Source organism: Cupriavidus sp. GW822-FHT02D05, assembly GCF_058802485.1.
This window is the reverse complement of sequence record NZ_JBXAOE010000010.1, coordinates 178,948-194,338: the sequence shown is the minus strand read 5'-3', so window position 1 is coordinate 194,338 and position 15,391 is coordinate 178,948. Positions and strand designations below refer to the sequence as shown.

Sequence of the window (15,391 nt, the reverse complement as noted above, 5' to 3'; positions counted from 1 at the left end):
CCTCGGGATTCGGCGAAAAGAGCGGAAAAGAGGGACCCATGTCTGAGTATCGCCTTAAGGCGATGCGAGTTTGGGTCCCGGCCGCTCTTTTCGCCGAAGCCCGAGGGGAAGTCGCCCCATCCGGCGCGCCTTCTTTGCCTACTTTCTTGGCAAGACAAGAAAGTAGGTCGCCGCCCCGCAGGGGTGGTGAAACCGCCTTTGACTTTAAGCCTTTGCCTTTGACGTTTAGCAACCCCACCAAACAAAAACAAAACCCAAAAGGAGACCCCCCATGCCCCACATCGACATCCACAAACTAGCCGACGAAGCCCGCTTCAACCGCTTCCACGCCCAAATCCTCCTCTGGTGCGCCCTCATCATCATCTTCGACGGCTACGACCTCGCCGTGGTCGGCATCGCGCTGCCGTCGATCATGAAGGGCATGGGCGTGGACGCCACCAGCGCCGGCTTCATGGTCAGCGCCGCGCTGTTCGGCATGATGTTCGGCGCCATCTTCATGGGCACGGTGGCTGACCGTATCGGGCGGCGCCGCGCCATCGCCATCTGCATCCTGCTGTTCAGCGTCTTCACCGCGGCGGCCGGCTTCACCAGCGATCCCGTGACGTTCAGCGTGACACGCTTCCTGGCCGGCCTGGGCATCGGCGGCGTCATGCCGAACGTGGTGGCGCAGATGACCGAGTACTCCCCGCGCAAGATTCGCGGGACCATGGTCACGCTGATGTTCAGCGGCTACTCGGTGGGCGGCATGCTGGCCGCGCTGCTGGGCAAAGGCATGATTGAAAGCTACGGGTGGCAATCGGTCTTCCTCGCCGCTGGCCTGCCGGCACTGCTGATCCCGGTCATCCTGAAGTCCTTGCCGGAGTCCATGCCCTTCCTGATCAAATCGGGCCAGATCGACGCACTCAAGCACATCGCCTCGCGCCTGGAGCCAGGCTACCAGCCCCAGCCCGGTGACCGGTTCGCGCTGCCCGCCGGCGAGAAAGCGGGCGACGCGCCCATCGGCAAGCTGTTCCAGGACGGACGCGGCTTTTCCACGTTGATGTTCTGGGTAGCGTTCTTCATGTGCCTGTTCATGGTCTACGCGCTCAGCTCCTGGCTGGCCAAGATGATGGCCGGTGCAGGCTATAGCCTGGGCTCGGCGCTCACCTTCGTGCTGGTGCTGAACTTCGGCGCCATGATCGGCGCCATCGGCGGTGGCTGGCTGGCGGACCGTTTCAATATCAAGTACGTGCTGGTGGGCATGTACGCCCTGGCCGCGGTATCGATCACGCTGCTGGGCTACCCGGTGCCCACCGCGCTGCTGTTCGTGCTGGTAGCGCTGGCCGGCGCCTCGACCATCGGCACGCAGATCGTCACCTACGCCTATGTGGGGCAGTTCTATCCGATGGCGGTCCGCGCGACCGGCATCGGCTGGGCGTCAGGCATCGGGCGCAGCGGGGCCATCCTGGCGCCGATCGTGATCGGCGCGCTGGTGGGCATGTCGCTGCCGCTGCAGCAGAATTTCGTGGCCATCGCCATTCCGGCGGTGATCGCGATGATGGCGGTGTTGCTGATCGATCATCGGCGCTCGGCTTCGGCGCAGCATGCCGAGGGCAAGACGGAGCATGTAGCACCCATCGCGCTGGTGGCGAGGTCACACACAACATCGTAAGGGGGCGTGGCGGCGCAGGCGCCGCCACGCATGCACTTACGGGTAAGATCGCGGTTCGCTCCGACCTGCCCGGTCAACGGGCGCATCCCGAAAGTTCATTCAAATCCACAAACGATGACCCCATTTCGCGGAAAGCTTCGGACGCGCCATCTGGAGATCATTCTCTCCGTCGCGGAACTTGGGAACCTGTCCAAGGCCGCCGAGCAATTGCACATGACGCAGTCCGGGCTTTCGCGGGCGGTTGCCGAGGTCGAGGAGATCGTTGCCGGGAAGCTGTTCGAGCGATCCGCGAAGGGCATGATGGCCACCGCGCTCGGAACCGCGATGTGCCGCCATGCGGCCTTGCTCCTGAGCGACTTCCACAAGGCCGAGGCGGATCTGGGTGCCATCGCCAGGGGCGATCTCGGCAACATGATCCTGGGCTGCTTCTCGATGTTCAGCCGGTGGCCGCTGGCGGAGGCCATTCTCCAGTTCCGCCAGGCGAATCCGCGCGTGGAGATCACGGTGGAAGTCGGATCGCACGAAGCCCTGATCGAGAAACTGGATGCGGGCGCGATCGACCTGCTCATCAGCCGCGCCCCGAGAAGCCAGAGCGCCGAAACCTACCGGACCGCCGCGCTGGTGCATGACGGCATCGTGCTTGCGTGCGCTCCGGATCATCCGCTGGCCAGGCAGGATGTCGATATCGCGACGTGCATCCAGTACCCCTGGATCTCCGCGCCACCAGGAAGCATCCTTCGGGAAATGCTGGTGCATGAAATCCGGGAAGCCGGTCTCCCGGCGCCGGAAATCGTGGGCGCGCTCTCGCTGGAACTGGGGCGCGAACTGATGTCGCGCGGCCACTTCCTGTGGCAGCTCCCCGAAAGTGCCGCACGCTTCATGGCCGCGCGCGGCGAGGTTTGCATCCTCCCGCTGTCGTTCAACCTCAGTCTTGGTCCGCTATCGGCCATCTGGCGGCGCGACCGGACCAGCACGCGGCAGACGCGCAGCTTTATCCTCAGCCTGCGGCGCGTCGTCGAATCCTCCTGGGACGCCGGCAGCCACTGAGCCTGCGGCTTGCCCCATTCGCGGGCAATCACACACCCCTTCAAAGCCGTCCGCACCGCGCTGGCGTCACCGCGCGTTCCCGTGCCGTGGCCCGCGTCCGCCATGCTTATTCACCTGCCTCGAAGCACCGGCACAGGCCATGCGACCTACGCATGACGCTTCTCAATTTCGTCATGCCTTGCCGCGCCACCTTCGCTCTACCATCGGTATCGGTCACAGGCCAATGACATCGCCCACGCGGCAAGTCGTTGCCGGATATCAGAGAGATCGCCACCTTGTGCTGCTGAGCGTGAGCGCTCCAACCGAAACCACAAAAGGAGGAAACAATGAGGACGAAAGGCCGCAGGTCTGCCATCACGGGAAGTGCATTTCCACGAATTCATCTGCGCCGGCTTTGCCTGGCAAGCCTGGCGACAACCGCGCTGGGCATGGCGGCCAATGCATCGGCCGCGCAGCCCGACGGGGTCTCACTCAGCGGCCTGGTAACGGCGGGTCCCACGGTGACGTCGAATGTCGGAGGGGCTTCACGCTATGGCGTCGATTCCGGCCCGTACCGGCCCAACTACATCGCCATGAACGGTTCCGAGACGTTGTCGCCAGACATGGCGGCGTACTTCAGGCTGGCCGGCCGGTTCTTTGCGGATAACGGCCAGACGGTCGGGCAGCTCTTCAACACCAATGCGATCGTTGGCTTGCGCGGTTCGCTGGGCGACCTCGCCCTGGGATACACGCGAGACTTCATGTTCGATTTCCTGACGATCCCGGGCTTCAGCGGCTCGTGGTTCGGCGGCATCTGGGGCAGCCCGCAGGGGCCGTTCCTGAATTTTGGCGGCGTCTATAGCCCGGCTCGCGTGGGTTCGTTCGACGCCGACCGGACCAACGGCGAAGCGCTGGCCAACGCGGCCAAGTACACCAGGCAATTCGGGCCGCTCAAGCTCGGCGCGATGTACGCCCTCGGCGAGCGCACCAGTTCGATCAACGACGGAAGCACCTATAGCCTCGGCGCACTCTACGAAACCCCGCGCTATGGCGCCGCCGTCGCCTATACGGATTTCAGGGACAGCAGCACGCCGACCAGCCGCGCGCACTTCCAGACGATGGGGCTGGGGGCAAAGTGGAACATCGGCGAGTCGACGATTGCTGGGTCTTACACCCGCGTGAGAAACGCGCTCACCAATGGCGCGATCGACACGTTCGGCGCGGGCTCGACAGTGCCTGTGGGCGATAGCTACACGATCAACCTTCACTACCAGTACATGAAGGGCAACGCGGCGCTGCAGGATCGCTACGCGCATCAGGTCCTGCTGAAACTGGACAAGGCGCTGTCGCTGAGAACCCATGTCTACCTGCAAGCCGCGTTCCAGAAGGCGGGGGGCACCGCGGACGCCAAGGCCTTTATCAACGGCGCTGCCGGCCCGTCGGACAGCAACAAGCAAGTACTGTCCGGGCTCTTTGTCGAGCACGCATTCTGAGCGGGACGAGCGCCTACCATGAAAAACCCCCCATTGCGTGCCGATCCCCTGGACATCTCCGCGGTAATCGACGACATCCCGCCCAATCGACACCGCCGCCGCATCATCGCCATCTGCTTTGCCGTGGTTGCGCTCGAGGGCTTCGATGCAGCCATCATTGGATTCATTGCGCCGCAGATCGCTACGCACTTCAGCGCGAAGCCCGCCGAGATTTCCGCTGCCATCGCAGCGGGCATGTTCGGGCTGCTGCTCGGCTATGTCACCGCGGGGAGCATTGCTGACACACGAGGACGAAAGCCTGTGCTTGTGGCCGGCACGCTAGCGTTTGCGCTAGCCACCCTCGCCTCTGCGTTCAGCGCATCGCTATTCCAGCTGGTGGCATGGCGATGCCTGACCGGCGTGGGCGTCGGTGTGGCGATGCCCGCCGTTGCCGCGCTGCTGGCGGAATTGCTGCCCGCCCGCCGGCGCGCATCGGCGCTCTCCGGCGTGTTCTGCGGATTCCTGTTCGGCTCTGCCGCGGCGGGCTTCCTGACGGGGCACCTGATCGATGGCATCGGCTGGCAGGGGCTGTTTCTCCTCGGAGGCATCGGGCCGCTGCTGCTCGTTCCCGCCATCCTTGCTCTCTTGCCCGAGTCGCCAGCATTCCTGGTGCAGATCGGGGCCGGTTCGGGCCGGGTATGCGCCGCCCTGGCCAAGCTGGGCGCGCCCCAGCCTGGCGCAGCGATGTTCAAGGCCCCCGCGCAGCCGGCCGAGATCACCAAGGGCAGCGTGGCGCAGCTCTTCAGTACGCAGTACCGGTCAACCACGGTGCTGCTCTGGCTGCTGATGTTCCTGATACTGGGCAGCTTCTATGTCATCGCGAGCTGGCTCCCGACCTTGATCAAGAGTACCGGGGAAAGCGTTGCCATGGCTTCCAGGACGGCCTCCCTGTTCCAGTTTGGCGGCCTGGTCGGCGCGGTGGTCGGCGCCTTCGCCATCCGGCGCGTCGCGCCGTTGCGTTTCGTCGGAATCGCCTTGCTGATCGGTGCCGCCAGCCCGCTTCTGATCGCCGCGCCCGATGCCACGGCAGGGTACGCCATCGCCGTGTTCTGCTCGGGCTTCCTGATCAGCGGGCCCATCGTCGTGCTCAACGCCGTCGCGGTTGCGGCCTACCCCACGCAGATACGTTCCGTGGGCGCGGGCTGGGCCAGCGCGCTCGGCCGCGTGGGATCGCTGGCCGGCGCGGGCTCTGTCGGGCTATTGATCAAGTCCGGCGTGGGGCTGCCCGAGATCATCGCCGCTGTCGGTGCCGCGGTGCTGGTGTGCGCCGTGATCGTACCGTTCCTTATCCGCAAGTTGCGTGAACCTGGAGTCTGATCCAATGCCTGTCAAAGAGAAATCCATTGTGGTGTCCTTGTCCATCGGCGCCATCCGTGGCGAGGCGTCCGATGGCGTCTTTGCATTTCGCGGGGTGCCTTATGGCGAGCGAGCCCATCCTGGGAACCGGCTATCCGAAGTGATGCCGCCGTCCGCATGGACTGGCGAACGCGATGCCACCGCGCTCGGCGCGGTCTTTCCGCAAGCCCCTTCGCGCCTGGCTACGGTCATGGGCAACGGCATCGACCGCAACCCGCAATCCGAAGACGCATTCCTCCTCAATGTGTGGGCGCCGCGGGACGCGGAGCGCCGGCCAGTGTTGGTGTTTATTCACGGTGGCGGTTTTCTCACCGGCGGTGGCACCGCTGCCTGGTATGACGGCGAACGCTTGGCCAGGGAAAGCGGGATGGTGGTGGCAACGGTCAACTACCGGCTTGGCGCGCTGGGCCATTTCACCGATGCCAGCGATGCGCGCGGCGCCAATCGCGCCGTTCGCGACCTGATTCGCGCCCTGGAGTGGGTGCAGGAACATATCAGCCGGTTTGGCGGCGATCCGGCGCGCGTCACGGTGGGCGGCCAGTCGGCCGGTGCCTACTACGCCTGGTTGCTTGGCGTCAGCCCTGCGTCGAAGGGGCTGCTCCATCGAAACGCCATGTTCAGCCTGCCGGCCCTGCCGCCGCTTTCACCGGACGACGCGTATCGCACGAGCCTCGCGCTGCTCGACGCCGCAGGCGCGCAAGACATCGGCGCGTTGTCGGTCAATGAGATCCTTGCGGCGCAGAGCCAGTTGATGCGCTCGCGCGCCAGTTTCGGTGAAGTCTCGGTCGGCTTGCGGCCGGTGGCAGAAGAAGGCCTTGTCCCCGACTGGCTCTTCGACCTGCCGCGCGCGGCCAGGCAAGCGCACGTGTCAGCGTCCCTGCTCGGCTTTACGGCTGACGAGAGTACCGCCTTCATGGCAGCCGCGCCCGAGGTGGTGGAAGCCTCGGCGCAGCAGGTCATGGCTTGGTTCGAGAACAAATTCGGGGCGGCCGCAATGGAGCACTACGCGGCCTTTGCTGCCGCGCGCCCTGCCCACACGCCGTACACCCAGTTGGTCGATGCAAGCGGATACGGCCTGTTCGGTGCCGCGGCGCGCGAGATCTCCAGCGCTCTCGCCAGCGCGGCCAAGCCTGTCTATCCGTACCGGTTCAGCGTGCAGAGCCGCGTGCCAAACCTCATGAGCCCGCATTGCCTGGAACTGCCCTTCCTGTTCGGGAACCGCGGCAACTGGCTTGATGCACCCATGATTGCGAACATCCCTGAAGAGATATTCGAGAACGTGGGCGCCGCCTTCCGCCTGGCCATATCCAGCTTTGTCACGACGGGCAAGCCAGCCACGCCGTCTGGTGCTGCGTGGCAGCCCTTCGATGTCGCCGAGCCGGGCATCGCGGACTTCGCGGATGCCGGCCTCTCCTGGCAGCCGTGGCATCCCTTGCTTGCCACTTAGTGCCAGCCATGGGTAGCGAAACGTCCGAGAACCGGTGACAACCTCGTCTCCGGCCGACAACACCCGCCCCGCTCTGTGTGGCGGCAGACATTCGCAGCCCTCTCCTGGTCCCAGACTCATCCCTGTACGTGACTGGCCCCTAGCACCGTACCTTCGCCCCGCCATGCCCTTTCCCAGGCTGGCGGGGCTCCTTTGCGCTCCGGCAGGAGAGTCGTCAAGCCACGGATGCCATCACCGGGCCAGCCGTGCCCCCGGCCACATCCGTACCACCAGGGCCCCGACGGCCGTCGCGGTCGACAACAGCGTCACCGCCATCCAGCCCCAGCGCGCCAGCAGCACGCTGCCCAGCGCGGCGCCGGCCGCCATCCCCACGAACATGCCGACAAACAGCACCGCATTGAGGCGGCTGCGGGCGCCAGGCTCGATGCCGTAGACGATGGTCTGGTGCGCGACCAGCGTCACTTGCACACCAAGGTCGAAGCCCAGCGCGCTGGCGCCAATCAGCCACAGCCGTGCGTGCGGTGCGAGCAGCGGCGAGAGCAGCATCCCGGCGAACGAGATCGCGGTCAGCGCGATGCCCAGGCGGGTGACGAGCTCCGGGCCCTTGCGGTCTGCCAGGCGGCCGGCCAGCGGTGCGGCGAGCGCACCGGCGGCACCGGCCAGGCCGAATGCGCCGGCAGCCGCGCTGCCCAGGTGGAACGGCGCGCCGTGGAGCATCACGGCCAGGGTCGACCAGAATGCGCTGAAGCCAACCGACAGCAGCCCCTGCGACAGCGTCGCCCGGCGCAGCGCGCCGTGCTTCTGCCACAGCTTGCCGAGCGAGCCCAGCAGCGCGCTGTACGCAAGATGGGTGGTGGGCTTGAAGCGCGGCAGGCCGCGCGCGGCCACCACGCCGATCAGCGCAATGCTGGCCGCTGCGATCACGAACATGATGCGCCAGCCGAAGTGCTCGGCCACAAACCCGCTGAGCACGCGCGAGAGCAGGATGCCGAGCAGCAGCCCGGTCATCACGGTGCCGACGACCTTGCCCCGGTGCGACTCGGGCGCCAGCGTGGCGGCGGCCGGCACGATGTCTTGCGCCATCGTCGCGGCCAGCCCGATCGCCAGGCTGGTGGCCAGCAGCAGCCCGATGCCGGAGGCGGCGCCGCTGGCCAGCAGCGCGACGCTGAGCACGGCAGCCTTGGCCAGGATGATGCGCCGGCGGTCATAGCGGTCGCCCAGCGGGGCCAGCAGCAGGATGCCCAGCGCATAGCCGAGCTGCGTGAGCGTAGGCACCAGGCCGACCGCCGCATCGGACGCGCCGATGTCCGGGCCCAGCACGCCGAGCATGGGCTGGCTGTAGTACAGCGACGCCACGGCTAGGCCGGCGCCCGCGGCAAGCAGCAGGACCAGCCGTGCGGGCAGGCCGGTGGCAGGGGAATCCGCCGTGTGCGTTGTGCGCGCGGCAGCGGTGGTATGTGCGGCTTGAATGGAAGACATTGCGTTAACCCTCAGTTGGAAAACATGGCTGGAGTTTGCCGGTGGCCCTCGGCACGTGGTAGTACTACACTTCGCACAATGGCTATACGCCAGACGCATGACCAACAGCCGCCATGCCGGAAACCATGAAAACCCAGCCCTCCGCTCCAGTCGCTCCGGCCACCTCCTCCACGCCTTCCGCCGACCGCGTCGAGCTGATGCAGACCTTCGTGCGGATTGTCGAGGCCGGCAGCCTGTCGGCGGCCGCCGCGCAACTAGGCACCACCCAGCCCACCATCAGCCGCCGCCTGCAAAGCCTGGAGCGCTCGCTTGGCCTGCGCCTGCTGCAGCGCTCAACCCATGCGATGAAGCTCACCGAGGATGGCGAGCGCTGCTTTGGGCGCGCCAAGGAGCTGGTAGCGGGATGGGAGGCTTTCGAAGCGGACCTGCGCGGCGCCGGTGACGAGCCCGAAGGCACGCTGCGGGTCGTGGTGCCGCATGCCTTCGGGCAGCAGCAGTTGCTGGGGCCGCTGGCGGAGTTCCTGCGCCGTCACTCGCGGGTGACGGTGGAGTGGCTGTTGTATGACCGGACACCGGAGTTCATTGCCGACGGCATCGACTGCGCCATCCACGTTGGCGAGGTGAGCGACCCGTCGGTGGTGGCGATCCGGCTTGCCGAGGTGCCCCGCATCGTCGTTGCCGCGCCTGCCGTGCTGGATGGCTTGGCGACGCCCTCGCACCCGAACGAGCTAGCCATGCTGCCCTGGCTTTCCCTGCGCACCTTCTATCGCAACGAGGTGACGCTGACCCATGCGGCGACAGGCGAGAACCAGCGGCTGACGTTCCGCCCGCGCATGGGCACCGACAGCCTGTATGCGTTGCGCAGCGCGGCGGCGCTGGGACTAGGCGTGGCCGTGGCGTCGGCCTGGCTGATGGCCGAGGATATTGCACAGGGCCGGCTGCTGCACCTGGTGCCCGAGTGGCAGGCATCCTCGCTGCCGATGTACCTGATCTATCCCTATGCGAGCTTCTATCCCGCCAAGCTGCGCCGCTTTGTGGAGACGATGCGGCAATGCGTGCCGGCGACCATGGCAGGCTGAATCCTGGCCGAGCGCAAGCTGCCGGGGGGCGGCAGGCTCAGTATCGAGGTGCTCGGCATCGACCTGCCGGGCCGCTTCGCGTGATAGCCAAAGCCCGGAAACCAGAGCCACCCCGGCGCCATCAGATCTCGTCCGGCACCCGCTCCAGGTCCTTCATCCACACCACGGACTCCGAATCGCTCGGTGCCCGCCAGTCTCCGCGCGGCGACAGCGAGCCGCCCGACCCCACCTTGGGCCCGTTCGGCACGCACGAGCGCTTGAACTGGCTGGTCCGGAAAAAACGGTCGAGGAAGATGCGCAGATTGCGCTTGATGTCGGCCACCTTGTACACATTGCGCACCACGTCCAGCCCGTCAGGCCAGTTGCCCTTGTCGCGCTCGCCCCATGCGCTCAGGGCAAGGAAGGCGATCTTGGTCGGCGTGAAGCCGAACCGCAGCGTGTAGTACAGGTTGAAATCCTGCAGCTCATACGGACCGATGAAATTTTCGGTCTTTTGCTGGGGCGCGTCGGCGGAGTCGCCCGGCACCAGTTCCGGGCTGATCTCCGTGCCAAGCACGTCGAGCAGCACGTCCGAGCCGGCATTGCCGATCTGCCCGGTCTCCGCCACCCAGCGGACCAGGTGCGAGATCAGCGTCTTGGGCACGCTGCCATTCACGTTGTAATGCGACATGTGGTCGCCCACGCCATACGTGCACCAGCCCAGGGCCAGCTCGCTCAGGTCGCCGGTGCCGATCACGATGGCGTGGCTGTGATTGGCGAAGCGGAACAGATGGTTGGTGCGCTCGCCCGCCTGTACGTTCTCGAACGTGACGTCGTACACAGGCTTGCCGGACGCATAGGGGTGCTCGAGGTCCTTGAGCATCTCGACGCAGCTTGGCCGGATGTCGATCTCCTTGGCCACGCAGCCCACCACCTCCATCAGCTTGCGCGCCTGGAGCAGCGTGCGCTCGCTGGTGGCAAAGCCCGGCATGGTGATGCCGATGATGTTGGTGCGCGGCAGCTTCAGCCGATCCATGGCCTTGGCGCACACCAGCAGCGCGTGCGTGGAATCCAGCCCGCCGGAGACGCCGATCACCACCTTGGAGATGCCGCTGGACGACAGCCGCTGGACCAGCGCCTGCACCTGGATGTTGTAGACCTCGCTGCAGCGCTCGTCGCGCCGCCGCGCGTCGGACGGCACGTAGGGGAACCGCTCCACCGTCCTGCGCAGCGGCAATGGCTTGTCCAGCGCCAGGTTCATGGCAAAGGGGATCACCTTGAACTTCGCCACCTCCGCGCCGTGGCGCCGCACCGAGTGGCCGAACGTGGTCTGGTGCATGCGCTCGCGCGACAGGCGCTCGAGGTCGACATCCGCAAAGGTCAGGTGCGAGCTGTCCGCAAAGCGCTCGGACTCCGCGAGCAGCTCGCCGTTCTCGTAGATCAGCGCCTGCCCGTCCCACGCCAGGTCGGTGGACGACTCGCCCTTGCCCGCCGAGCTGTACAGGTACGCCGCCAGGCAGCGCGCCGACTGCTGGCTGACCAGCTGGTGCCGGTAGCCGGACTTGCCGACCACGATGTTGGAGGCCGACAGGTTCACCAGCACGGTCGCGCCCGCCAGCGCCGCGAACGACGACGGCGGAATCGGCACCCACACGTCCTCGCAGATCTCCACATGGAAGCGCAAGAACGGCACGTCTTGCGCCTCGAACAGCAGGCCGGCGCCAAAAGGCACCTTGCTGCCGCACAGCAGCACCTCCGTGGCTACCGCGCTATCGGCCGAACTGAACTGGCGCGCCTCGTAGAACTCCCAGTAGTTCGGCAGGTAAGTCTTGGGAACCACGCCAAGGATACGCCCGCCGGCTACCACCGCCGCGCAGTTGAACAGCTGATGCTCGACCCGCAGCGGCAGCCCCACCACCAGCGTCGCGGCAATCGACTTCGACGCATCGACGATCGCGGCAAGGGCCGCCTCGCAGGCGTCGAGCAAGGCGCGCTGATGGAACAGGTCGTCGCAGGTATAGGCGGACAAACCCAGCTCCGGAAAGGCCACCAGCGCCGCGCCCTGGCTGGCGGCATCCCTGGCCAGCGCGATCGTTTCGGCGGCATTGAAGGCCGGATCGGCCACGCGGCACACCGGCACGCCCACGGCCACGCGGGCAAAGCCATGGGCGTAGATATTGAGGAACGGGTTCTTCGTGTCAGTCATGTCAATCATGTCAATCATCCTTGCACTGCGCGGTGCAGCGCTTGCGGCGCAGGCCGGGCGAGAAGTAGGTTGTGCGGTATATGGCGCAATTCTACGACGCGCGCGGGGGGACGTCCCGAAGCAACGAGGCGTTGGCGCGCCACAGTGGTGCGCGTAGTTGCTGGAGAACAGCCCGGCGCAAAGCCCAAGGGCCGGCAAACTGCGCCAGGAAGGCATGCGGTCCTTCATGCCTCGGCGCCTGCCGCGCGCTCGCTAAGGCGGAGACACGAAATGCCGGACCCTGGGCGCCGCCGGCCCCAGGTGCAGCGCATGGACGCGGGCCTGGATCGCCTTGTCGTTCACACTGAAGCGCTCATGCTGGCGCAGATGCTCCAGCCACGACTCGATGACAAACGTTTCCACATAGCGCCCCGGCTCGTCCATGTCCTCGAACAGGCTCCATGACAGCGCCCCGCCCCGCCGGCGCACGCGCCGCATCTCACGGGCGGCGGCATGGAACGCAGCGGCATTGGCCCTGTCGATGTAGTACTCGACGCTGATCATCACGGGGCCGCGATCGCCCGCTGCCTCGCCAGGCACCGGCGCGCCCGCATGATGTGGCGACGGGGTGAGATCGAGGTCGGGAGAATCGGCCAGCCGCCAGCGCATGGCCAGCGCGGCGGCAAGCAGCATGCCCACGCCGGCCACCTGCAGTGCCGGCGCGGTGCCCTCTAGCGAGGCAACCTGTCCCCATACCGCGCTGCCGGCCGCCATCGAACCAAAGAACACCAGCAGGTAGACCGCCAGCGCCCGCGCCTTGACCCACCCGGCGGAACTGCGCTGCGCACCGCCATTGAGCACGGACAGCACGACAATCCACGCCATGCCTGCGAACAGCAGCACGATGGCGATCAGGGCAAAGCGCTTGATGCCCGACATGGCGAACAAGGCCAGCGCAAAGATCACGCTGGCGCCCAGCACCAGCCAGTCGGGCGAGAGCATCTTGCGCAGGCGCGGCAGCATCAGCGCGCCGCCGATCGCGCCGGCGCCCACGCACGCCAGCAGCAGCCCATAGCCACCGGGGCCCACCGCCAGTTCCTTGCGCGCTACCAGCGGCAACAGCGCCCAACCGGCGCTGCCGAAGGCAAAGAACGCCACCGCGCGAACCAGCACCACCTGCAGCACTGGCGCCGCCTGCACGTAGCGCAGGCCCGCCCGCACGGCCGGGAAGAAATGCTCGGGCGGCAAGCGCCGTGTGGTCTGCGCGGGCTGCCATCGGCAGATCACCCACAGCACGCCCACCACCGACACCGCATTCAGGAGGAACACGGCAGGTGGACCAAACAGAGTCAGCACGACGCCGCCCAGGGCGGGCCCGATCGCCCGGCTGATATTCACCCCCAGCGAGTTGAGCGCTACCGCCGACTGCAGCTCCGGCTTGGGCACCAGGTCCGGCACGATGGCCTGGAACGGCGGCGCGCTCATCGCCGCACCGGTGCCCAGCAGGAAAGTGGCGGCCAGCAAGACCGCCGGCGTTACCAGCCCGGCCAGCGCCAGCAGGCCCAGCGCCGTCGCCACCACCAGCATCCAGGCCTGGGCAAACAGCAGGTATTTGCGCCGGTCCACGATATCGGCCAGCACGCCGGACGGCAGGGCAAACAGGAACATCGGCAGCGTGGTGGCGGCCTGCACCAGGGCCACCATCAGCGGCGACGGGCTGACCGAGGTCATCATCCAGCCGGCGCCCACATCATGCATCCAGGTGCCGATATTGGAGACCAGGGTTGCTAGCCAGATGGCCCGGAACACCTTGTTGCGCAAGGGGCTCCACGGCCCGCCCGCAGGCTGCGCCAGCGCGGTGCCGGAGAGTTCCTGATTCATTTCAACTCCAGGTCCAGTGATGCCGGGCGGCCCGCTGCGGCTACGCGCCAGGCTAGCCACGATGACGCCGGTGACGCAGGTCGTACCAGGCCACCAGCACGAAGCCGCCAACCAGGCCGAGGTGTTCGAAGAAGGCATTGGCCGCCATGAAACGCTCCGGCGGCGCCATCAGCCAGAACCGGTTGGCGATCAGGGTGGCAAAGGCGGTGAACACCGCCAGCGCCAGCGCGCCGGCCCAGCGATAGAAGCCGAGCAGGATCATCAGCGAAGCCCCCAGTTCGAGCGCGATGGTGGCCGCCGCCAAGGGCGCCGCTGGCGCCAGGCCGAAGTGCGCCAGTTCCGCCACGGCGCCGGGGAAATCCAGCGCCTTGTTGATGCCGCCCTGCAGATAGGCCGCGCAAAGCCCCAGCAAGCCTATCCACGCTATGACGGACGCGGTGCGCGACAGGCCATTGCCGCGGGAGATCCCGGGGTACGAGCTTCTCGATTCCATCGATGCATCCCCTTGATAGGTAAGTTGCCAACTCGCTTGCCTAACCGCAAAGGCGCAAAACCGGAACGGCCCGCGCCGCCAGCCGTCCTGCCGGCCACGAGCCGCGACGGCGTCACACCATGTGATTGTAGGATGCGACGCGGGCCAGGACGAAGGGAACCGAAGCCGCACAGCGCCGCACGGCTGCGGCAATAACCCTGCCGCCGTGTGTGCGCGCATGCTGCTCTATCATGTCGGTCATCCGAAGATGGCTTCACATGAAATTCTCATCCGTCGTACGCTGCCTCGCGGCGATCTCGTTGCTTGGGGCGGCGCTGGCAGGCATGCCGGCCCGGGCCAATACCAATACCAATGCCAGCGCCAACCCCGCTAGCGACTTCCCGCAGCGGCCAATCCGCCTGGTAGTGACATTTCCGCCGGGCGGCGGCACCGATACCCTGGCGCGGGTGATCGGCACGGAACTTGGGCGCAGCCTCGGGCAGGCCGTGGTGGTGGACAACCGGCCCGGTGCCAGCGGCAATATCGGCGCGGAGCTGGTGGCAAGGAGCCCGGCAGATGGCTATACCCTGCTGGTGGTCAACAGCAGCTTCGCCATCAATCCCGGCGTGTTCCGCAAGCTGCCCTTCGAGCCAGGCAAGGACTTCAGCGCGGTCATCGCGTTTGCGTCGGTGCCGTCCGTGATCGCCGTGCCGGAACAGTCCCCGATCCATAGCGTCAAGGACCTGATCGCTGCCGGGCGCTCGGGCAAGCCGCCCAGCTATGCGTCGTGCGGCAACGGCACGCCGCAGCACCTGGCGGGCGAGTTGCTGAAGATCTCGGCAAGGACCGATCTGCTGCATATTCCCTACAAGGGATGCGCACCCGCCATGACCGACGTGCTGGGCGGCCAGGCGGACGTCAGCATCAACACGCTCACCAACACCCTGCCCTACCTCAAGACTGGCAAGCTACGCGCGCTGGCGGTCACGTCCCGTGGCCGCTCACCGTTCCTGCCCGAGGTGCCCGCGGCCAGCGAGCTTGGCCTGCCGGGCTACGACGTCGACCAGTGGTTCGGCATCCTGGCGCCAGCGGGCACGTCGCCCGAAGTCGTGCAAAAGCTCAACCTGGAGATCGCCAGGGTCATTGCCAGGCCGGAGGTCATGGCCAACCTGGCGAACCTGGGTTTCGCCACCACCCACAGCACGCCGGCGGAGTTCCAGCGGGTGGTAAACGCCGATATCACGCGATGGACCAAGCTGGCCCTGCGGATCGGCCTCAAGGCTGACTGATGCAAATCGATGCAA

General features: G+C 66.6%; 11 protein-coding genes. 7 read left to right on the top strand and 4 right to left on the bottom strand.

The features are described from left to right. Positions 1 to 271: 271 nt before the first annotated feature. The 5 genes from AC1RQK_RS15580 (at position 272) to AC1RQK_RS15560 (ending at position 7,012) form a co-directional block, all read left to right on the top strand. Positions 272 to 1,651 carry an MFS transporter gene (locus AC1RQK_RS15580; RefSeq protein ID WP_492809712.1) on the top strand — a complete coding sequence of 460 codons (1,380 nt, stop codon included), beginning with the start codon at positions 272 to 274 and terminating at the stop codon, positions 1,649 to 1,651. Between the two features lie 6 nt (positions 1,652 to 1,657). Continuing rightward, positions 1,658 to 2,698 (top strand): LysR family transcriptional regulator, encoded by a 1,041-nt coding sequence (locus AC1RQK_RS15575; protein ID WP_492809710.1) that lies wholly within the window; start codon positions 1,658 to 1,660, stop codon positions 2,696 to 2,698. 326 nt (positions 2,699 to 3,024) lie between these two features. Then, on the top strand, positions 3,025 to 4,170 hold the full coding sequence (locus tag AC1RQK_RS15570; protein ID WP_492371418.1) for a porin: 1,146 nt from the start codon (positions 3,025 to 3,027) through the stop codon (positions 4,168 to 4,170). A gap of 18 nt (positions 4,171 to 4,188) precedes the next feature. Beyond that, on the top strand, positions 4,189 to 5,526 hold the full coding sequence (locus AC1RQK_RS15565; RefSeq protein WP_492809707.1) for an MFS transporter: 1,338 nt from the start codon (positions 4,189 to 4,191) through the stop codon (positions 5,524 to 5,526). A 4-nt stretch (positions 5,527 to 5,530) separates the two neighbouring features. After that, entirely contained in the window at positions 5,531 to 7,012 is a 1,482-nt protein-coding gene (locus AC1RQK_RS15560) for a carboxylesterase family protein (protein ID WP_492809705.1), read from the top strand. 231 nt (positions 7,013 to 7,243) lie between these two features. Here AC1RQK_RS15560 and AC1RQK_RS15555 read toward each other — a convergent pair whose 3' ends face one another. Continuing rightward, positions 7,244 to 8,491 carry an MFS transporter gene (locus AC1RQK_RS15555; RefSeq protein WP_492371415.1) on the bottom strand — a complete coding sequence of 416 codons (1,248 nt, stop codon included), beginning with the start codon at positions 8,489 to 8,491 and terminating at the stop codon, positions 7,244 to 7,246. A gap of 125 nt (positions 8,492 to 8,616) precedes the next feature. Here AC1RQK_RS15555 and AC1RQK_RS15550 point away from each other — a divergent pair, with 125 nt between their 5' ends. Then, positions 8,617 to 9,570, top strand: a complete 954-nt coding sequence (locus tag AC1RQK_RS15550) for a LysR family transcriptional regulator (protein WP_492809703.1) — start codon at positions 8,617 to 8,619, stop codon at positions 9,568 to 9,570. 121 nt (positions 9,571 to 9,691) lie between these two features. Here the strand turns inward: AC1RQK_RS15550 and AC1RQK_RS15545 are convergent, their stop codons facing one another. The 3 genes from AC1RQK_RS15545 to AC1RQK_RS15535 form a co-directional block, all read right to left on the bottom strand. Beyond that, positions 9,692 to 11,755, bottom strand: a complete 2,064-nt coding sequence (locus tag AC1RQK_RS15545; RefSeq protein ID WP_492809787.1) for an NAD(+) synthase — start codon at positions 11,753 to 11,755, stop codon at positions 9,692 to 9,694. 252 nt (positions 11,756 to 12,007) lie between these two features. Continuing rightward, complete coding sequence (locus AC1RQK_RS15540; RefSeq protein WP_492371413.1) at positions 12,008 to 13,615, bottom strand: MFS transporter; 1,608 nt, start codon at positions 13,613 to 13,615, stop codon at positions 12,008 to 12,010. 52 nt (positions 13,616 to 13,667) lie between these two features. Then, a complete protein-coding gene (locus AC1RQK_RS15535; protein ID WP_492371412.1) occupies positions 13,668 to 14,108 on the bottom strand; it encodes a DoxX family protein in 441 nt (146 codons plus the stop codon). 257 nt (positions 14,109 to 14,365) lie between these two features. Here AC1RQK_RS15535 and AC1RQK_RS15530 point away from each other — a divergent pair, with 257 nt between their 5' ends. Continuing rightward, complete coding sequence (locus tag AC1RQK_RS15530) at positions 14,366 to 15,376, top strand: tripartite tricarboxylate transporter substrate binding protein (RefSeq protein ID WP_492809701.1); 1,011 nt, start codon at positions 14,366 to 14,368, stop codon at positions 15,374 to 15,376. Positions 15,377 to 15,391 lie beyond the last annotated feature (15 nt).